The sequence below is a fragment of the Methylobacterium sp. ME121 genome (assembly GCF_000974725.1).
GTDB lineage: Bacteria > Pseudomonadota > Alphaproteobacteria > Rhizobiales > Beijerinckiaceae > Methylobacterium > Methylobacterium radiotolerans.
Map to the genome: position 1 here is coordinate 13,292 of NZ_BBUX01000038.1, position 19,127 is coordinate 32,418.

Consider the following 19,127-nt stretch of genomic DNA (forward strand, 5'->3'; position numbering starts at 1 on the left):
TGTGGAACGCCCTCAGCGTAGGGTGGTTCGCTGCGAGCCGCCATCCCGGGCGCCGCGGCCACGACCGCGACGGCTGACAACCTATTCCGCGACGCGGTGCAGAACCATGGACGGCAGGTGGCCGAGACGGATGGGCAATCGGGCCATTCGTGACTGCTTAGGTTCTGCGTAATCCGAACCCTCGGCACTGCATGATTTCCCGTTGAGGTCGCGCCTGCGGGATGTATACCACTCTCGGTTGCATTATTTGACCGGAACAGGGCGGCGCGTCCGATGCCCCAAGTCATCCTCGCACGCGGGCAACTGAGCGAGTGGTTGCCCAGGAGCAGTCCGGGTCTTCTGATCTTCGCGCTCGGCGCACTGCTATGGGTCTCGATCGTCCTCTGCATGCTGCCGATCACCGTGCTGGCATTTCCCGCTGGATGGATGTTCAGGAACAAGCCGCAATTGCACGCGAAAGCCGTGATGATCCTGGTCTGTATCGGAGCAGCCAATGTGGTGATCGCTCCGGCGAGTGCGCTCTATATTCTATATGCCTGAACGGCCGGCTGCGCGGGCGCTTCGCCGCGGGAACGGAGCTTGCGGCATCGACTCGGTACGCTGATGAGACGGTGAATTATGGCTTACATCGAGACAGTGTCGGTTCAGGATCAATCCACGCGTCCCTGGATGGACCGCTTTCTCACGATGATCATGGTCGCAGGCGGCGTGGCAACGGTGGCATGGATCGCCGCGATCTTGGTGGCTGGCTGGCAAATGGCCGCGGTGCTGATGGGCCTGAGCGCAGTCTGACCGTCGTCCTCGCCACGGGGTCGCTGCCATGGCTTCCGGGCAGCCTGTTCGGCGACGCGGTGCAGGACCACGGGCGCCCGATTGCGACGCTGAGTCGGTCAGCCTCCACCGATGCCACCTCAGGAGACCTCGGTCTCGGCGCTTTCCCGAGCGAGCCGCCTTGCTCGCAGCTCCGCTGCCCGCTCTTCCAGCTCGTGCTTCTCGGCGTCGAGTTCCTTCTGGACCTGCTTTGCCAGCGTCCGGCGGGCCTCGTACCGGGCTGTCGGCGCCGATAGATGGCCGGAGTGGCCGCGACCGCATCGAGGCTCGACGCCGCTCGATGCACGAAGCGGAGCCGGGCTGTCGGCTGAGCCGGGCGAGCCGTGATGATATGGCCGCCCGGAGACGTTCTACGGTTCGCGTCTATCGTCGGCGCGGGCGTCTCAGGACGTCGACCACTCACGCATGACCTCATCCGCCGGCCGGTCCAGGCGAACCTTGCCGCCGTCGATCGATTGCACGAAATCGACCGGGATGAAGTGGTGCAGGCCACCGGCAGAGGGGTCCTTCTTCGTCAGCTTGATCTCGCCCTTATCGATGTGATCGACGGTCCCGACATGTTTGCCGTCCGAGCCGACCACCTCGGCATGCTCCTGGATCTGTGCGACATCGACCATCGGTTTCACTCCCTGTTGAGCTGCCGTAACCGGCGGCCAAACGGCGATGTTCCGGTTCGGTCGGTCGGCACCGACTGAGCTGGCGCTGAGCGATGTCAGGGACGGGACAGCGGAGCCGCGTTGGCTCTCTGGCCTGGCCACAGTGATCCCGAGCGTCGGCGACTTGCGCCGCAAGTCCGAGGTGACGGACGACGAGATCGCGGCGGCGGCGACCGCCTACCTGAAGGACGAGAACGCCAAGCCGTTCGCCTTCGAGTCTGGCCACACCGATGCAAGTCTCAGTGGAAGCGGTCGCTGCCATCAGGCGAGATCATCTTGCGCGCCAGCAGAACGCCGGCCACCATCAACGCCTGCCGCAATATCGGCAGCATCTCCTTGGCGTGGTCCTGTTCGATCAGCCCGTGCGCGATCAGCAGATGGTCGGCGACCGCCTCCAGCGTCGAACCGGGCGGCGTTGCCGGATGCATGGGCGGCGGGACGAAGCGTGCGAGCGTTCCGTAGGCACCGATGGGTTCAGAACCGGTCGGGGTGATCTCTGTGAGTGATCCCAGATAACCCAGGAAGGTGTGGCCCGGCGGTCCATAGGAGGGGACGGCGCCAATCATCACCCAGGCGTAGCTGCCATCCGCACGACGCAGGCGGAGGCGCAGGCTGTATTCGCTCTGCTGATCACAGGCGGTGCGCAGGAAGGTGACGGCGGCCCCGTAATCCTCAGGATGGATGCAGGTGAGCCAGCCCAGTTCGGCGGCTGCCGTGGCGGCTTGGCCGGTGAACGCGGTCCACTCCGGGCTGACGTAGGTCACGCCGCCGTCCGCCCTCGTAACGAAGATCATCTGAAACGCCCCCAGCTCCGATTGTTCGGCGCCATCGAAGGCCGCACGTCGACGCCGAGACTGGTGAGCCTAACGAGGGCGACATCAGTATAATTCAACCGCTGCGATCGGTATCTGGCGGCGGCACGGCGCCGGAACAGAACTTTTCAGGCTTTGATTTTTCTCGTGTCATGGAAAAAGATCGATAAGCCTGGTTGGGCCGTTTTGAACCGGCTTGCCGATGTGCTGGGCGTTGCCCCAGAACATTTCTTCATCGATGCTTCGCCGACAGGTCCGGCCGCGAGCGCGGAGGAATGCATGCGCTGGTGGTCGGAAATCGCGACGGAGGAAGGGCGTCGGCAGGCTCTCCGAGCCCCTTCAGCGATCGTAGAACGTGATCGCGAGTAGCCCCAGCGAACGCTGCTCTGGCCGGTCGCAGAGGCCGTTCTACGACCGCGTTGACGGCGGAGTGAAGTCCCGGCCCTGCCTCCGCATCCGGGAATACAGAATATCACCAGTAGCTCGCCGATGGGCAGGATGTGTCGCGGCGCACAAAACCCGGCGAACGATCGGCGGAATACGCCGTTGAGAGGTCACAGCCGGCCAAGCACAGCCGCCGCGATCGAGACCGCCGCACCGACGATCTTCCTCACGCGACCCGACTGACCAGATGGCTTCCCCGCGAAGTCGAACGAACCCGCATGGAGATCGTCATGAAGCTGCATCTGCTCGCTGCGGCCGCCCTGGTCGCCGTCGCCACGCCCGCCCTGGCGCAGGGCATCGACAGCAGGCACAGCCCCTATCCGGCTTCGGCCTACCCGGGCTACGCCGGCAACGCCTCGGTGGTCCTGCCGGAAATCTCGGTGACGCACTATCGCACCGCCCCGGCCTACCGGTACTCGGGCCAGCATGCCGGTGGCCCGGCCGACGCTTTGGCCCGCTGACGGCCGACACGACTGCGTCTCCCGCGAAGCTAGGTGAGACGCGGCCCCGGAACGTTCCGGGCGCCCGAGCCATGGTGTGGAAGCGCACCTGAGCGGGCGTCCAGCGCCACTTATGCACGCGACGAAGCCTAACGGCGGTTGTGCGCCGCACCGTGCAGGCTTAGGTCGGCGGTGCGAGACCGCGATGGCGTCGCGGTCTGGCAGCCCTTCCCAAGGGCGTTTCCTCCCAAGACTTCGGGCCGCTCCCTCGGGAGTGGCCTTTTTTCTGCGCGCCCGGTTGCTACAGCGACGCTTTCCCCCCGCCGACGGGCCCGAGGCGTTCGCGACACCGCACGGCGCTGTTGCAGGCGGACACGCGACGATGGCCCGCGACCCTCCCCGAGGTTGAGCGCAGCCGATCCGCTCGTGGCTCCCTCAAAGAGGCCGTTTTCAGGCTTCCTTCCGACCCGGCGCAAGGGTTCGCTAACCCTGCCGCACCAGGCTGGCGCGTATGTCGAAGCGTCCCCTCCGCACCTTCCGGGCCCTCCTATGGATCGCCGCCCTGATGCTGTGCTGCTTCTCCGCAGCCATGCTGGCCGAGGCGAACAGACCGAACACGGAAGGGGATCAGCGCCTCGCCGGCGATCCTGCCGTCACTGGCTCGGTGGCGCGCATGCGCTGGTGCGGCGCCGCGCCTTGGTGTCGTTAGCGATCCGTCTTCGATCCACCTCGCTCAGCAGCGCGTCACATGCCCCTCATACGAGACCTGCTCGCCCGCTTCCGCCAGACGGTGACCGCCTATGCCGGCGACGACGCGCTGATGCAGGCCGGCGTCTCCGCGGCTGCCAATGTCATCGTCGCCGACGGCGAGGTCGCGGGCGATGAACTGGAAACGGCCCTCGCCGGCGTCCTCGCCAGCCCGATCCTGGAGAAAGGCTACGACGTCCTGATGCTCGATGAGGCGCTACACGAGGCGATCGGTCGAGCCGGCACCCGGGCTGGCCGCGCGGAGAACCTGCGACGGGTCGCGGCGATTGCCGGTCGGCCCATGGACCAACGCGCGGGCGTGTTTCGAGTGGCGGCCGATGTGGCAGATCACGACGGCATCGCCGCGATCGAGCGCGCGGCCCTGTCCGAGATCGCCGCCGCGCTTCTCGTCGACGCGGATGCGCTCCGCGAAGCGGCGGCGCAGCCTAAGCGATCGCGGATGGTGGTGTAGCGCCATCGTCGACGAGCTCACCGATCAACGCCCACAAAGCCTGATGCTCGGGGCCTCCGCGATCGGCGGCGAGAAAAGCCGCCAATGCCACGTCGGTGACGTGTCCGCCCGAAGCTGGGTTGGCCACGTGCCGGACGAAGCTGCGACCGTCGGACGGATCGCGCAGCAGGAGCCAGCGATCTCCGTTCGGACTCAGATAGAGGTCGCGGCTCAACGGCGGGCGGCCCATGTCAGCGGGCAGACTGACCGAGATACGCCGCGACGCTGGTGACGCGGGATCCGACCATCCTCACGGCCTTGCGCAGGCGGTCCTCGGTCACTCCGAAGTGCAGGGACCAATGCTCGCGGGCGGCGCGGTCGAAGACGTCGATGTGGGCCTTGTCGTGCAGCTCGGTGGGCATGGCTGAACCCGAGGATGCGGGAGCTACGATGGGTGTCCGGCTTTCAACGCCGAGCCACGATCCCGGTTGCAGCTATCGTCGTGCCCGCCGCGATCGCGCCGTGTTCGGCGCGCCTCCGGGGCGCACCGGCGGTGGCGGACCGCCGATCCCACTCCGTTCGAGCGTGCACCGCGTGCTGAACACCCTCTTGGCGCGTCTCGCTGTCCTCGCTGTCATGGCCGCCCACACCGTCTACAGGCTCGCGCGGCTGCCCTCGCCGACTCGTGCGCGGTCTGCTCCGGCACGGGGTTCGGCCAGCCTCGCCCACGGCGCACGAGCCCAGTCTTGCCCCCGAGCGGACGGCCCGAGTTGCGTATCGGTCCGCGCGTGGGATCGGACGCGTCCCCGGCCCGTGATCAGATCGAGGTGGGGCCGAGCGGCCGGGAACCCCGATTGCGCCTCGCGCCTTGGCTTCTCGCAACATCGAGGGAGGCCGTCATGGGTCAGGACGTCGACGCGGCGCGCGAGGCCTTCGGCACGGTACCGCCGGGCCGGCCGATCGGCGAGGTGGGGAAGCCGGATCCGGCGACTGGCGGAAGCGGCCCGCACTCGCCGGGCAGTCCGGAGCCTGAGGCCGGCGTGGGGCCGGAAAGCGGCGGCTACGACAACCGACCGGATCTTCCCGGGCCCGACAACGCCAAGGGCGGTCACGGCGCCGGGTGACGCGTAACGATCCTCCCGGAGAGGCCACCGATGGAAGCCAGCGACCTGAGACACCCAACCTTCCGCGTGCTCACCTTCCGAGACGGGCAGCAGGTGATCGCCGAGGATGTGGAGACCGAGATCGCCGCGCGGACCCGCTTCGCTTCGGCCGTTGACCTCTGCGAGACCCGGGACGATGCCCACAGCCACCATGTCGAGCTGCGCGCCGGGTCGCGCGTGCTGGACAGGTGGCCCGGCACCGGCACCTGACGGCGCGGTGATCGTTCCGGCAGGCGTCGCGCGGGCCGCTCTGTAGCTCGGGGGCTAGTCTCGGATCTCCTCGACGTCGAGGCCGCCAGCGCGGAGGTCGTAGCAGCCGGCCTCGTGGGCCATGGCGTCGCGTGCCGCGAGCGGGTTCGTGGCCGATCCGGTCCAGAGGATGGCTCCTGTCACTTCGTGCCGGATCCGAAACACCTTCATCGCCGTCCGCCCGTGCCGAGCGCGCAGATCCGCGCGGCGGTGGCAGACTGTTCCGGTATGGAGCGTGCGGCGCACGATCAGTGTGCCTTGCCGGTTCGGCGGCTGGTGACGCGGAGTTCCGCCTGCCCAGCCGCCGGCAGGTCGCTCCTAGTAGCGGCGCTCGCTGCTCGCGCTCATCCGCCTCGAGACGTAGTCGCCCGTATACGATTGCTGACCGAAGACCAGCCAGCCGAGACCGAAGCCGATCGCGCCCGCGATGAACAGGCCGGCCATCGTGCCGCTGTCCATGTCACTGACGGCGCGACTGCCCTGCCGATAGTAGCGGGACCCGTACTCGGAGGCGTTGTCCCACGCGTCCGAGGCCTTGTTCGTGGCATCCCGCAGCGTCTCTCTGGCCTGATCGGCGACGCCGGCACCGCCGCCGGCCGAGCCGCCAGTCGAGCCGCCGGCCGAGCCGCCGGCCGAGCCGCCGGCCTGGTCTGATCCTGGCCGGCCGTCAGATCGTCCGACCGGATCGTGTGAGCGGATGTCTGCCATGTCAGCTTTCCTCCTGCGCTCGCTTTTGAGCAGCTTGCGTGTTCCTCACCCCGCAGAGTGCCCATGACCAACGGTCCGGCTCGGCACGGTGCGGGAGTGGGCGCACGAGGGGGGAACCGGCCGATTGGCGGAGGTGATCCCTGCACGTGAAGTTCAGGCGCCTCGCCGGTTCCGGCTGAGGCCCGGTGCGGCGGGGGAACTGCATACCGCAGAGCGCCGGCTCACGGCCCATGCTTGCGGGCGGGATGTGCCGGTACTGGCCCTGATCCAGTTGGGCGCCAGGATGTCGCCGTTCTCGATGATGATCCAGGGCTTCGCGTCGTCCGCATCAATCGCCTCGGCCGCGGCTTGTTGCAGGACCAGATCCGCGCACGAGAGCGGGTCATCGGCGCTGTCGCCGTCGCCCGCGTTCGATCGCCGGCGGTCATGGTGCGGCTGCCTCGTTCCGAGGGCTTCGGCGCGCGCGGAGGACGGACCTGAGCGGCGGCGCTGGGCCGCGGCCAGGCTCAGCCGCCTCCTGGCCCGGCGGCTGTCGCGGGCGCGACGCGTCCCGTACCCCGCGCGCCCGCCCGCGTCGCTCCCGGCGGGAAACGGAGAGCCCGGATTCGGAGCTGTCCTGGCGCTGTCCCGGGGTTCTTGCCGCTGCGCAAACTCGGTGCCAACCCGTTGAAACACCTGGCGACCCCGGTAGGGCTCGAACCTACGACCTGCCGCTTAGAAGGCGGCTGCTCTATCCAGCTGAGCTACGGAGTCTGGTGCCAAAATCGTGGTAGCAGGCCCCCCGGTACCTGTCACCAAGAGACTCTGTCACAAGGCATTTCCCCTCTGCAGAGGCCCTCTGTCCGGGGCATTCGGGAGGGGGCACTTAACCCTGGGCCGACCGCGGCCCGGAGGTCCAGACGGAGGGCGGGGCCGACCACGTTTGCCACGGGTGCGCTCCGGGGTAGAGCGGGCGTCGACCCGGGAGCCGTGCAGGCCGAGGAAAGCCGCCGCGGTCCTCACCGGGACGCAGATCGACGACCTCATCGAGGAGGCCCGCGCGAACCGGACGCCTGCTCGGGACGTGAGCGTCGGCGGCTGCGCGGGTGCGACGCTCAGGCTGACGCCGACGGCAGCGGTCTATTCGGTGCGTTTCCGGCACGCGGGTGAGCCGCTGCGAATCCGCCTCGGCGATGCGGACGACTGGACGCCGGTGCAGGTGCGCTCCGCCGGGGCTGCGGTCCGCGCCCGTGTCGGGGGAGGCGCCGGTGTCCCAGCCCCGGCCTGGATCGCACTCAAGCGGTCGGCGCTCGTGGCGAAGGCGGCCAGGGGCGAGGCGGTTGTCGTCCAGACCCACATGCCGAAGAACCGCGCCCCCAAGACGTGGACATACAGGCAGGCCCGGGACGCCTGGGTCGCGCACCTGGAGGCGGAGGCCGAGAGCCCGGCGCAGATCTACAGGCCCGACACCGTGCGGAACTACAGGTCTGTCATCGGCTGCCCCGCGATGCGGGCCCTCGACGACCGGTTCGTCTCCCGCAGCCCGGCGCCCGACGTGGCCGAGGCGGTGGCCGGCCTCGTGTGAGAGGGCAAGCGCTCCCAGGCACGGGACGTCGTCCGCGGCTCGAAGCGGTTCTGGGCCTGGATGGCCGAGCCCGGGCAAGTCCGCCTCAGAGGGTTGGGGGATCTGGTGGGAGGGGCACCGGAAGGTGGGCCAAGGTGCCCCGACGGCGCGGGACCCGTTCGCCGGTCGCCACGCCGTCCCTCTGCCCCCGGTCGTCTGGCGTCGCGTGCAGGCTTACGTCGAGCGCACCACCGACGTTGCCAGGGCGGCCGGGCGCCAGAGGTCCCCCTGGATGTTCCCCCTGGTTCGAGCTCGCCGCGCCGGCGGCCGAACGGACTGGCATCTCCACGAAGATACGCTGTGCGACGCCCCACGACGTCCGCAGGGCGTTCGCGTCCTACCTGCACGAGGAGGCGAGGATCTCCTCCGACCGCGTCGGGCTCGTCATGGACCGTGCGACGAGCGACCTGCCGCACGTCACCGACGACAACGGCATGGCCCGCCGGTACACCAGGGACGAGATCCTAGCCCTGAAGGCCAAGACCGAGCTCAAGGCGCAGCTTGTCGCCGAGCACCGGCGCCAGCGCGGCATCGGGGACGCTGCAGCCGAACGGGCCCGTCGGCGTTCCGCATCAGCGAAGGCTCACGCCGAGGGCCGGACCACTCGGCAGCGTCAGCGACGGGGACCGGTAGCAGGGGCCGAGCCTGCCTGAGCCCGGCGGTTTCGGCCGAGGGCCCGCGCCACGTCCGCCGGCCGCTCCGCCCGCACGAAGCCGGCCCGGCAGCGTTCGCGCCCGGAGGCTTCCGCCATGTCCTCGGCGAAGGCGCGCATCAGGGCGTCCCGCTCCTCGCCGGCCGCCGCGTCCCGCAGATCCTCGTAGCTGAGCATTGACCCCTCCGGATTTGAGAACAAAATAGGAACGACCTGGACGGCTTCAACGGGGGCGAAGGACGCGACGCGCGAATCTCGGGTTCTCGGCGAGTTCCCCTCTCGACGTGTCCGCGTGCCGTGCTGCTGGTGCCCCCGGCGGCGCGGGGACGACGACACTGAGCGGCTGTCCGCACGGCAGCCCCTTCGCGGAGGCTGCCCGTATGACGATCGACGAGGCGGCCGGTCAGCCACGTCGGCTCGACGTTGCGGCCGGCTTCACGCTCCGGGCGGCGGCTGGAGGCGACCTGATCGAGGTAGCCGTAGAGGTCGCGCTTCGGCAGCGTCGCCGGTTGGTAGCCGGGCCGGCCCGTCGCAGCTGGCACCACGCCCTCGAAACCCCGAGCCGCGAGATCGAGTGCGTCCACGAACACGTCGACGACGCGCACCGGATCGTCCTCGGACAGGTAGGCGTCCAACCGGTTCGGCAGTGGCGTGACGTGGTCGCGATCCGCACCCCGGACGAACCGCGCCATACAAGCCTCCACAGGCACGCAGAGCCTGTCCGAACTCCAACGTCCTCACACGGCCTCTACCCTGAGCGGCCGTCGAAGTGGTCCAGCCGAGCCCCTCGTCGGGCTCGTGAGATCGTGGAGTTCGGCCAGCCGATCCGCCTCTCCCCGGCCGATGGCGGCCAGCAGCCGGCATAGCGTGGCGTCGTCGGCCAAGGTGGTTCGCCACAGAAACCGGGGCGCCTTCCGTGGGCCGCCCATCCTTTTGCTGCTCTAACCCGAGCGGCCTGACTGTGACGATGCGCGGCGGTCGGGGATGGCGGTGAGCGGAACGTCTGCGCGACGGTCTCTGGGACAGACGAGCGGGCACCGATCATGAGGTACGCCGCAGCGGCGAAGCACCACTCGTCGAGCCGGCCCGTTAGCCGGGAACTGACTCAGAGCTGTGCTCCGAGCTCAGACGAGAGGCGTTCGCCGGCCTCTCGGAGCCGCGGCTTGAGAGTCTCGGCTCGCTCCGCGGTCAACCGAGACGCTGGACCGGACAGAGCGATGGCACCGATCAACCGCTGCTCTGTCCCGAACACGGGCATCGCGATCGACGCGACGTGAGGGTCGGTGATACCGGAAGAGTAAAGGGGGACCTGAGCCGTCGAGCTTTCCGTAGCCCTCCGGTCGCCGAAAATCCTCAGAACCTGCGCGATGGCGGACTCGTCCATCGGCCGCATGTCGCCGGGGCGGACGTTCATCCGCAGCGGTGACGGTGAGTCGGCACGGAACAGGCACAGCCGCTGGTTGCCCCGGCGGATGTAGAACGAGGCCGTCTCGAAGGACTCGGCGGCGAGCCGCTCCAGGACCGGGACGATCCGCTCCTCCAGGGCGAAGGATTGCTGGTAGACCGAGCCGATCCGGGCCGCCTCGACACCGAGGCGATAGCGCCCGTCGTCCAGGCGCTCGATCAGGTCGAACTTCTCCAGCGAGATGCACAGCCGCATGATCGTGCTCTTCACGAGCGACGTGCGGCGCGCGAGCTCGGAGAGTTCCAGAGCGTCGTCGCCCCGCCGGAACGCCGTCAGCACCGTCAGAACCCGATCGGCCGAAGCCACGCCCTCGAGATTGGGCCGCGCGCGCGCCTCCTTCGCCATCTCTTCGCACTCGTTCCGGTTTCGCGGGATTCGGGACATGCGATCCATAGCCACCGGCCTACCGCTCACCAAGCCGTGACGGGCCGCTTCCACGACATCGTTGACAACCGCCGCCGCGTGATGGATTAAAAACGAAACGCCGTTTCAAAACTGGCGATTCGGGAGTGGACGTCATGGCGCAAGGGCAGCAGTCCCGAGCTCCGGCCCACGCGGTCGACGAGCGGAACCTTCATCGCAAGATGATGCGGCGGATCCTGCCGTTCCTCTTCGTGTGCTACGTGGTCAGCTACCTGGACCGCGTGAATGTCGGCTTCGCCGCGCTCACGATGAACGCGCATATCGGGCTCACCGCGACGTCGTTCGGCATCGGCGCCGGGCTGTTCTTCCTCGGCTATTTCCTCGCCGAGATCCCCAGCAACCTGATCATGATGCGTGTCGGGGCCCGGCTCTGGATCGCCCGGATCATGATCACCTGGGGCCTCGTCTCGGCGGCGACGGCCTTCGTGACCGGGCCGATCCAGTTCGGCATCGCCCGGTTCCTCCTCGGCCTCGGCGAGGCCGGGTTCGTGCCGGGCGTCTTCCTCTACCTGAGTTTCTGGTTCCCCTCCGCCGTGCGCGCGCGGGCCACCTCTCTCTTCCTGCTCGGTATCCCGGTCGCCAACATCGTCGGCTCGCCGATCTCCGGCGCCCTGGTGCAGATCGAAGGCTTCGGCCTCGTGGGATGGCAGTGGCTCCTCATCCTCGAAGCCCTGCCGGCGGTGATCCTCGGCATCGTCTGCCTCTTCGTCCTCACCGACCGGCCGGAGAAGGCGCAGTGGCTCACGCCCGCGGAGCGTGACGTCCTCGTCGCCACGCTCGCGGCGGAGAAGGCGGCCATCGAGAAGAAGCATCCCATGACCCTGGCGCAGGCCCTGCGGAACTGGCGGGTGCTGACGCTGGCGGCGATCAATTTCTGCGCGATCATCGGCTCCCTCGGCGTTGGCCTGTGGCTGCCGCAGATGATCAAGCAGCTCGGGCTCGCGAGCTCGGTGGTCGGGGTCGTCGCCGCCATTCCCTATGTCTGCGGCGCGGTGGCGATGGTGGTGTGGGGCCGCGTCTCCGACCGGGGCGGTGACCGCACCATCTATCCGGCCCTGTCCCTGGCTCTCGGTGCCGTCGGCCTGACCGCGAGCACCCTGACCCCGACACCGGGCCTGACCATCGTGGCGCTCTGCGTCGCGGTGATGGGCATCAACTCGTACACGGCGACCTTCTGGGCCGTGCCCTCGGGCTTCCTCACCGGTCGCGCCGCGGCGGGCGGGATCGCGATGATCGTCTCGATCGGCAATCTCGGCGGCTTCGCCGGCCCGTACCTGATCGGCGTGATGCGCGAACTGTCCGGGGGATTCACCGCGCCGCTGCTGGCGGTCGGCGGGATCCTGCTCCTCGGCGCCCTGATGATGCTGGCCCTGGGGCGGCAGATCCGGCGGGACACAATCGCCGTCGCGGTCCCGGCGTGACCGCCATGATCCCGCCTCTCCCCTCCGGCCCGACGGTGACCTCGCTGACCGCGGCCTTCTGCGCCGAGCTGCGCGCGCGGGGCTTCGCGGGCGACCTGACGATGGCCGAGGCCGACCGCACCGTGCTCGCCACGGACAACTCGATCTACCAGATCATGCCGCAGGCCATCGCGTTCCCGCGGGACCGCGACGACCTCGTGCGCATCGCGACCCTGCTCGCCGAGGAGCGGTTCGTGGCGGTGCGGATCGCCCCCCGCGGCGGCGGGACGGGGACCAACGGCCAGTCCCTGACGGACGGGATCGTGGTCGACCTGTCGCGGCACATGAACCGCATCCTCGCCATCGACCCGGTGCGCCGCACGGCGCGGGTCGAGGCGGGTGTGGTGAAGGACCAGCTCAACGCGGCCTTGGCCGAGCACGGCCTGTTCTTCGCCCCCGAGCTCTCGACCTCCGACCGCGCCACCATCGGCGGGATGATCGCGACCGACGCCTGTGGTCAGGGCTCCTGCCTCTACGGCAAGACCCGCGACCACGTGCGCGCCCTCACCACGGTGCTCGCCGACGGCACCGTCTGGCATTCCGAGCCCCTCGACGCGGCCGAGCTGGAGGCCGCCCAGGGCCGGCCCGGTCTCGCGGGCGCCATCCACCGGGAGGTCGACAGGCTCCAGCGCGCGAACGCGGCGCTGATCGAGACGACCTTCCCGCCGCTGAACCGCTGCCTCACCGGCTACGACCTCGCCCATCTGCGCCGCGCCGACGGCCGCTTCGACCTCAACGCCGTGCTGTGCGGTTCGGAGGGCACGCTGGGCCTCCTCGCCGAGGCGACGCTCAACGTCCTTCCGCTGCCGCGCCACGTCGCGCTCGTGAACCTCCGCTACGACAGCTTCGACGCGGCCCTCCGCGACGCGCGGACCCTCGCGGCCTTCGGCGCGGCCTCGGTCGAGACGGTCGATTCCAAGGTGCTGGGTCTCGCCCAGCAGGATCCCGTCTGGGAGGGCGTCGCCGCCTACTTCCCGGAGGATGCCGGCGAGCGGGCCCGCGGCGTCAACCTGATCGAGTTCGTCGGCGACGGCGCGGAGGCGGTCGAGGCGGCGCTCGCCCGCCTCACGGCGACCCTGGACGAGGCCGGGACCGCCCACGGCCGGCGCGGCTACACGGTGGCCCGGGGCGAGGCGGAGGTCGGCCGCCTCTGGGCGATGCGCAAGAAGGCGGTCGGCCTGCTCGGCAACACCAAGGGCGACCGGCGGCCCATCGCCTTCGTCGAGGACACCGCCGTCCCGCCGGAGCATCTCGCCGACTACATCGCGGCGTTCCGCGACGCCCTCGACCGGCGCGGGCTCGAGTACGGCATGTTCGGCCACGTCGATGCCGGCGTGCTCCACGTCCGCCCGGCCATCGACATGAAGGCGCCCGGCGCCGAGGCGCTGGTCCGCGCCGTCACCGAGGACGTCGTCGCCCTGACGCGGCGCTACGGCGGGCTGCTCTGGGGCGAGCACGGCAAGGGCGTGCGCAGCGAGTTCTCGCCCCGCTTCTTCGGCCCGCTCTACCCCGTGCTGCAGGCGGTGAAGGCCGCCTTCGACCCGCGCAACCAGTTCAACCCCGGCAAGATCGCCGCCCCCGAGGGCGCGGCGCTCCTGACCGTCGACGGCGTGCCGACCAAGGGCCAGCGGGACCGGGCGATCCCGGAGGAGGTCCGGGCCGGCTACGACGAGGCGCTCCACTGCAACGGCAACGGCGCCTGCTTCAGCTGGGACCCGGACGAGGCGATGTGCCCGTCCTGGAAGGGCACCCGCGAGCGGCGCCACTCGCCGAAGGGCCGCGCCCAGCTGATGCGCGAGTGGCTGCGTCGGCTCGCCGCCGAGGGCCGCGACCCGCTGGAGGAAGCCCGGCGCCTGCGCGCCCGCCCGGGCTGGCGCGCCTTCCCGGCCCGCCTCGCCGCGACCCTGCGGCGGCGCGACGACTTCTCCCACGAGGTCCACGAGGCGATGGCGGGCTGCCTCGCCTGCAAGTCCTGCACGGGACAGTGCCCGATCAAGGTCGACGTTCCGACCTTCCGGGCGAAGTTCCTCGAACTCTATCACGGCCGCTACCTGCGGCCCCTGCGCCACCACGCCGTCGCCGCCCTGGAGATCGCCGTGCCGCAGCTGGCGCGGGCGCCCCGGCTCGCGAATGCGGCGACGTCCCTCGGGCTCGCGCGCGTGGTCGGCCTGGTCCACGTCCCGCGGCTGTCCGGGCTCGATCTGCACGAGGAGCTGAAGCGCCGCGGCGTGGCGCCGGCCGATGCGCGGACCCTGGGCCGCCTCCCGGAGGCCGAGCGGTTGACGAGCGTCATCGTCGTGCAGGACGCCTTCACCAGCCACTACGACACGCCCGTCCTCCTCGCCCTCCTCGACCTGCTGATCGGGCTCGGCCTGCGGCCCTGGCTCGCGCCCTATCGCCCGAACGGCAAGCCGCTGCATGTCCACGGCTTCCTCGGCCGGTTCGCGCGGCTGGCGGCGGCCAACGCCGACGACCTCGGCCGGCTCGCCGCGACGGGCGTCGACCTCGTCGGCCTCGACCCGTCGATGACGCTGACCTACCGCTCCGAGTACCGGCAGGCCCTGCCGGGGCGGGACCTGCCGCGGGTCCACCTCGTCCAGGAATGGCTCGCCGGCCGCCTCGACCGGGCCCGTCCGGCCTCCGGGTCCGAGCCCTACTGGCTGCTGCCCCACTGCACCGAGCGGGCGACGGCGCAGCCGGCGCTCGCCGATTGGACCGAGGTTTTCGCCGCCCTGGGATTGCGCCTGTCGGTCCTGCCTTCCGGCTGCTGCGGCATGGCCGGGACCTACGGCCACGAGGCCGAGCACCGGGCGATGTCGGAGCGGATCTACGGCCTCAGCTGGGCCGGTCACGTCGCCGGGAGGGGCCGCTCGGGCCGCCTCCTGGCGGACGGCTACTCGTGCCGCTCGCAGGTGAAGCTCGTCGACGGCCTGCGCCTGCCGCACCCCGTCGAGATCCTCCGCGACCACCTCGCCGCCGGCCCGCTGGCCTGCCGGCGGACCACCCCCCTCACCGCATAGCCCGACAGGAGCACAGCATGGCAGACCGCACGCAATTCCGTTTGGGCCTCGTCGGCTACGGCGAGATCGGCAGCACGCTCGGCGCGGGCCTGCGCGGTGCCGGCCTCGAGTCGATCGCCTGCTACGACAAGTACGCCTTCGACGGACCCTACGCGGACCTCATCCAGGCGCGGGCCAGGGACGCCGGCGTCACCCTCGTCCGCTCGAACGGGGACCTCGCCGAGGCGGCCGACCTGATCGTCAGCGTCACGCCGGGGGCCGCCTCGCTGGAGAGCGCCGACGCCTTCGCGCCGGTGCTGGCGAGCCGCCACACCTTCCTCGACTTCGCCTCGGCGACGCCGAAGATCAAGCAGGGTGTCGCGGCCAAGCTCGAAGCGACCGGCGCCCGCCTCGGCGACGGCTCGATCGAGGGCACGCCGCTGCACGGCTATTCCATGCGGATGCTGTCGAGCGGCCCGGCCGGCGAGCGGGTGCGCGACCTCCTCGTGCCGTGGGGGATGCAGATCGAGTTCACCGGCCCGGTGCTCGGCACCGCCTCGGGCATCAAGATCATCCGCTCGGTCCTGATCAAGGGGATCGAGGCGCTGACCGACGAGATGCTGCTCGCCGCCCATCAGTACGGGATCGACGAGATCGTCCTCGCCTCGGCCTCCAAGACCCTCGCCCGGCCGTGGATGGACACGGTCCAGAGCCTGACCCCGTCGGGGGTGATCCACGCCAAGCGCCGGGCCGAGGAACTGGAGATGTCGGCCGACGCCGTCGCCGATGCCGGCGTCGAGCCGATCATGGCCCGCGCCGTCGCCGAGCGCCTGCGCTGGAAGGCGAGCCTCGGCCTCAAGGACCACTTCAAGGGCGTCGTCCCCCGGACCTACCAGGAGGCCCTCGACGCCATGATCCTCAAGGCCGGCCTGAAGCCCGTCGCCTGACGCCCCACTCACCTCCCCGCATCGCAGGACGAACAGCCATGGCCATCGGTTTCAAGATCCACCCGCGCACCCGCACGGTCGACCCCGCCACCGTCGAGAAGTTCAAGGGCATCGCGGTCGCCAACATCAGCGACTCCATGAACCGGATGAGCCACGGCGGCGCGCGGATCCGGCCGCTCCACGCCGGCGGCGTGCTCAGCGGCGTCGCCCTGACGGTGCGGGTGCGCCCCGGCGACAACCTGATGATCCATGCCGCCTTGAACAGGGCGAAGCCCGGCGACGTCCTCGTGGTCGACGGCGACGGCGACCTGACGAACGCGCTGATGGGCGAGCTCATGATCTCCCACGCGCAGCAGATCGGTCTGGCCGGTGTGGTCCTGAACGGCGCGGTCCGCGATTACGGCTGGATCCGCATGAACGCGTTCCCGGTCTTCGCCGCCGGCATCACCCACCGCGGCCCCTACAAGAACGGGCCGGGCGAGGTGAACGCCACCATCGCCCTCGACGGCATGGTGATCGAGCCCGGCGACCTGATCGTCGGCGACGACGACGGCGTCGTCTGCGTGCCGTTCGACCAGACCGAGGCGGTCTTCGCCGCCGCCGACAAGAAGCAGCAGGGCGAGGCCAAGACCATGGCGGCGATCCAGGCCGGCACCGTGGACCGCTCCTGGGTCGAGCGCGCCCTCGCGGAGGCGGGCTGCGAGGGGATCTGATCCCCTCCGGGCAGGACCGCACCACCGGGGCTCAAGGGCGCGGGACGTCACGCGAGCCGCATCTCGACAACAAGGGAGGTTGGGACGTGAACGTCTCCGAACACGCCAAGCATCCGCTCGAGGCCGCGACCATGCGCCGGGTCATTCTCCGGCTCGTGCCGTTCCTGATGCTCTGCTACTTCTTCGCGTTGCTGGATCGGGTGAACGTGGGCTTCGCCGCCCTGCAGATGAACAAGGATCTCGGGCTCACCCCGGCCATGTTCGGCTTCGCGGCGAGCCTGTTCTTCGTGTCCTACTTCCTGGTCGAAGTCCCGAGCAACCTCGCCCTGCAGAAGGTCGGGGCGCGGCGCTGGATCGCCCGGATCATGATCACCTGGGGCCTCGTCACCATCGGCATGGCCCTCGTGACCGGGCCCCACTCCCTCTACGTGATGCGCTTCATCCTGGGCGCGGCGGAGGCCGGGTTCTTCCCGGGCGCGATCCTCTACCTGACCTACTGGCTGCCGAGCGCCTACCGGGCGCGGATCCTGGCGACCTTCACGGTCTCGATCCCGCTGGCGACCTTCCTCGGCTCGCCCCTGTCGGTCACGCTCCTCGAACTCGACGGCCTGCTCGGTCTCAAGGGCTGGCAGTGGCTGTTCGTGCTGGAGGGCCTGCCCACCGTCTGCCTCGGCATCGCCTGCCTGTTCGTCCTGACCGACCGCCCCCGCGACGCGCGCTGGCTGAAGGACGACGAGCGCGCCTGGCTCGTCGGGCGCCTCGACGACGAGGCGGGCAAGCGCAAGCCCATCGGCCACATCTCCCTGTGGCAGCTCGCCCGCAACAAGTACTTCCTGACGATGGCTCTGGTCTGCTCCGGCGCTTCAGCGACGGGGAGCGTGCTGTCGGTCTGGCAGCCGCAGATGATCAAGTCCTTCGGCCTGACGAACCTCCAGACCGGCTTCGTCAACGCGATCCCCTACGGCATCGCCACGGTGCTGATGGTGCTCTGGGGCCGCCACTCCGACCGCCGGGGCGAGCGGCGCTGGCACACGGCGATCCCGCTGCTGCTCGCGTCCTTCGGGCTCGCGTATCTGAACCTCACCGCGGGCATCGCGACGGCCGTCATGGCCGTGACCTTCGCCCTCGTCGGCGCCTACTCCTTCAAGGGGCCGTTCTGGGCGCTCTCCGCCGGGTGGCTGTCCCCGGGGACGCTGGCGGCCGGGCTCGCCGGCATCAACGCCATCGCCAATCTGATCGGCGGCGGCCTGATGGTGAACGTGGTCGGCCTCGTGAAGGACGCCACCGGCAGCTTCGCCCTCGGGATGCTCCCCGTCGCCGCGCTGGATGCCGCCGCCGCGATCTGCGTGATCCTGATCAGCCGCGCCCATGCCCGCGAGGCCCGGACGGCGGCGCTGCCAGCCTGATCCACCGCTCCCGCACCCACACCGAGGCCACGCGATGTCGTTCTTCGCTCCCCCGCCGGCCGTGACGGCCGAGGTCTTCACGCGCCTGCCCGACCGCTTCCGCAAGGTCCGGCCGACAGCCTGGGCGAACGCCAACCGGGGCGGGCACGCCATCGACTCCTTCCTGGAGGGCCCCGTCTTCGACCGGGCCGGCCGGCTCTACGTCACCGACATTCCCTTCGGCCGGATCTTCCGCATCGACCCGGCCGGCGAATGGGAGCTCGTGGCCGAGTACGACGGCTGGCCGAACGGCCTGAAGATCCACCGCGACGGGCGGATCTTCATCACCTGCTACAGGCGCGGCCTGATGCTCCTCGATCCCGATACGGGGGCGGTGACGCCGTTCCTGGAGACGGCGGGCTCGGAGGGCTTTCGCGGGGTCAACGACCTGACCTTCGCGCGGAACGGCGACCTCTACTTCACCGACCAGGGCCAGACCGGGCTGCAGGACCCGACCGGCCGGGTCTACCGCCTGCGCCCCTCCGGCGAGCTGACCTGCCTCGTCGACACGATCCCGAGCCCGAACGGCATCGTCATCGACGATGCCATGGGGAGCCTGTTCGTGGCCGTGACCCGCGCCCAGCAGATCTGGCGGGTGCCCCTGAACGCCAGCGGCCTCGTCGCCAAGGTCGGCGTGTTCGCGCAGCTGCACGGCGGCCTCGGCGGTCCGGACGGCATCGCGCTCGATGCCGAGGGCTGCCTGATCGTCGCCCATACCGGGTTCGGCTCGATCTGGCGGCTGTCGCCCGTCGCCGAGCCGCTGCTGCGGGTGAAGTCTCCCGCCGGGATCTCGACCACCAACGTCGCCTACGGCGGCCCGGACGGCGCGACCCTGTTCATCACCGAATCCCAGACCGGCAGCATCCTGACGGCGCGGATGCCGTCCCCCGGCCAGACCCTCTTCTCGCATCACTGACCG

21 protein-coding genes, 1 tRNA gene and 1 pseudogene are annotated in these 19,127 nt (G+C 70.0%); 13 read left to right on the top strand and 10 right to left on the bottom strand.

All coding sequences use genetic code 11. The features are described from left to right. Positions 1–273: 273 nt before the first annotated feature. Both ME121_RS20820 and ME121_RS33920 read left to right on the top strand, forming a co-directional pair. Entirely contained in the window at positions 274–540 is a 267-nt protein-coding gene (locus ME121_RS20820) for a hypothetical protein (protein ID WP_024828931.1), read from the top strand. Between the two features lie 78 nt (positions 541–618). Next, positions 619–792, top strand: a complete 174-nt coding sequence (locus tag ME121_RS33920; protein ID WP_164891355.1) for a hypothetical protein — start codon at positions 619–621, stop codon at positions 790–792. Positions 793–1,214: 422 nt separating this feature from the next. On the opposite strand, the gene ME121_RS20825 is transcribed toward ME121_RS33920, so the two are convergent. After that, positions 1,215–1,448, bottom strand: coding sequence for a DUF2171 domain-containing protein (locus ME121_RS20825; RefSeq protein WP_012321095.1), 234 nt, complete (start codon positions 1,446–1,448; stop codon positions 1,215–1,217). 278 nt (positions 1,449–1,726) lie between these two features. Continuing rightward, positions 1,727–2,281 carry a PAS domain-containing protein gene (locus ME121_RS20830; protein ID WP_012321094.1) on the bottom strand — a complete coding sequence of 185 codons (555 nt, stop codon included), beginning with the start codon at positions 2,279–2,281 and terminating at the stop codon, positions 1,727–1,729. Between the two features lie 692 nt (positions 2,282–2,973). Between ME121_RS20830 and ME121_RS20835 the strand changes: the two genes are divergently transcribed. Further along, positions 2,974–3,204, top strand: coding sequence for a hypothetical protein (locus ME121_RS20835; protein WP_059409538.1), 231 nt, complete (start codon positions 2,974–2,976; stop codon positions 3,202–3,204). Positions 3,205–3,931: 727 nt separating this feature from the next. Next, positions 3,932–4,402 (top strand): tellurite resistance TerB family protein, encoded by a 471-nt coding sequence (locus tag ME121_RS20840; RefSeq protein ID WP_012321091.1) that lies wholly within the window; start codon positions 3,932–3,934, stop codon positions 4,400–4,402. Here ME121_RS20840 and ME121_RS33925 read toward each other — a convergent pair. After that, positions 4,377–4,616 (bottom strand): hypothetical protein, encoded by a 240-nt coding sequence (locus ME121_RS33925; RefSeq protein ID WP_206406890.1) that lies wholly within the window; start codon positions 4,614–4,616, stop codon positions 4,377–4,379. The genes ME121_RS20840 and ME121_RS33925 overlap by 26 nt on opposite strands. A gap of 16 nt (positions 4,617–4,632) precedes the next feature. Next, positions 4,633–4,803, bottom strand: coding sequence for a DUF3606 domain-containing protein (locus ME121_RS33930; RefSeq protein WP_012321090.1), 171 nt, complete (start codon positions 4,801–4,803; stop codon positions 4,633–4,635). A gap of 477 nt (positions 4,804–5,280) precedes the next feature. Between ME121_RS33930 and ME121_RS20845 the strand changes: the two genes are divergently transcribed. Both ME121_RS20845 and ME121_RS20850 read left to right on the top strand, forming a co-directional pair. Then, positions 5,281–5,505, top strand: a complete 225-nt coding sequence (locus ME121_RS20845) for a hypothetical protein (protein WP_059409530.1) — start codon at positions 5,281–5,283, stop codon at positions 5,503–5,505. Between the two features lie 30 nt (positions 5,506–5,535). Further along, the gene (locus tag ME121_RS20850) at positions 5,536–5,754 is read left to right on the top strand and encodes a hypothetical protein (RefSeq protein ID WP_059409531.1); all 219 of its coding nucleotides are present in this window, start codon (positions 5,536–5,538) and stop codon (positions 5,752–5,754) included. A gap of 54 nt (positions 5,755–5,808) precedes the next feature. Here the strand turns inward: ME121_RS20850 and ME121_RS33935 are convergent, their stop codons facing one another. The 3 genes from ME121_RS33935 to ME121_RS20860 form a co-directional block, all read right to left on the bottom strand. Then, a complete protein-coding gene (locus ME121_RS33935) occupies positions 5,809–5,937 on the bottom strand; it encodes a hypothetical protein (protein WP_268821210.1) in 129 nt (42 codons plus the stop codon). Between the two features lie 174 nt (positions 5,938–6,111). Continuing rightward, positions 6,112–6,501, bottom strand: a complete 390-nt coding sequence (locus ME121_RS20855) for a hypothetical protein (RefSeq protein ID WP_083461046.1) — start codon at positions 6,499–6,501, stop codon at positions 6,112–6,114. 676 nt (positions 6,502–7,177) lie between these two features. Continuing rightward, positions 7,178–7,254: transfer RNA gene (locus ME121_RS20860), tRNA-Arg, on the bottom strand. 178 nt (positions 7,255–7,432) lie between these two features. On the opposite strand from ME121_RS20860, the gene ME121_RS20865 reads away from it, so the two are divergent. Continuing rightward, positions 7,433–8,065, top strand: coding sequence for a hypothetical protein (locus tag ME121_RS20865; protein ID WP_059409532.1), 633 nt, complete (start codon positions 7,433–7,435; stop codon positions 8,063–8,065). 652 nt (positions 8,066–8,717) lie between these two features. Here ME121_RS20865 and ME121_RS20875 read toward each other — a convergent pair. The 3 genes and pseudogenes from ME121_RS20875 to ME121_RS20885 form a co-directional block, all read right to left on the bottom strand. Beyond that, a complete protein-coding gene (locus ME121_RS20875) occupies positions 8,718–8,933 on the bottom strand; it encodes a hypothetical protein (RefSeq protein WP_043074494.1) in 216 nt (71 codons plus the stop codon). A gap of 212 nt (positions 8,934–9,145) precedes the next feature. Continuing rightward, a pseudogene (locus ME121_RS33940) lies at positions 9,146–9,448 on the bottom strand (transposase); the annotation flags it as partial. A gap of 413 nt (positions 9,449–9,861) precedes the next feature. Continuing rightward, the gene (locus tag ME121_RS20885) at positions 9,862–10,566 is read right to left on the bottom strand and encodes an IclR family transcriptional regulator (RefSeq protein ID WP_041372383.1); all 705 of its coding nucleotides are present in this window, start codon (positions 10,564–10,566) and stop codon (positions 9,862–9,864) included. A 173-nt stretch (positions 10,567–10,739) separates the two neighbouring features. Here ME121_RS20885 and ME121_RS20890 point away from each other — a divergent pair, with 173 nt between their 5' ends. The 6 genes from ME121_RS20890 (at position 10,740) to ME121_RS20915 (ending at position 19,124) form a co-directional block, all read left to right on the top strand. After that, positions 10,740–12,065 (top strand): MFS transporter, encoded by a 1,326-nt coding sequence (locus ME121_RS20890; RefSeq protein WP_012321067.1) that lies wholly within the window; start codon positions 10,740–10,742, stop codon positions 12,063–12,065. Positions 12,066–12,070: 5 nt separating this feature from the next. Next, the gene (gene ydiJ / locus ME121_RS20895) at positions 12,071–15,124 is read left to right on the top strand and encodes a D-2-hydroxyglutarate dehydrogenase YdiJ (protein ID WP_059409539.1); all 3,054 of its coding nucleotides are present in this window, start codon (positions 12,071–12,073) and stop codon (positions 15,122–15,124) included. A gap of 17 nt (positions 15,125–15,141) precedes the next feature. Beyond that, on the top strand, positions 15,142–16,050 hold the full coding sequence (locus tag ME121_RS20900; protein WP_012321065.1) for a DUF1932 domain-containing protein: 909 nt from the start codon (positions 15,142–15,144) through the stop codon (positions 16,048–16,050). A 38-nt stretch (positions 16,051–16,088) separates the two neighbouring features. After that, positions 16,089–16,763 carry an RraA family protein gene (locus tag ME121_RS20905; protein ID WP_012321064.1) on the top strand — a complete coding sequence of 225 codons (675 nt, stop codon included), beginning with the start codon at positions 16,089–16,091 and terminating at the stop codon, positions 16,761–16,763. An 86-nt stretch (positions 16,764–16,849) separates the two neighbouring features. After that, entirely contained in the window at positions 16,850–18,169 is a 1,320-nt protein-coding gene (locus ME121_RS20910; RefSeq protein WP_012321063.1) for an MFS transporter, read from the top strand. A 34-nt stretch (positions 18,170–18,203) separates the two neighbouring features. Continuing rightward, entirely contained in the window at positions 18,204–19,124 is a 921-nt protein-coding gene (locus ME121_RS20915) for an SMP-30/gluconolactonase/LRE family protein (RefSeq protein ID WP_024828951.1), read from the top strand. The last annotated feature ends 3 nt before the right edge of the window (positions 19,125–19,127 follow it).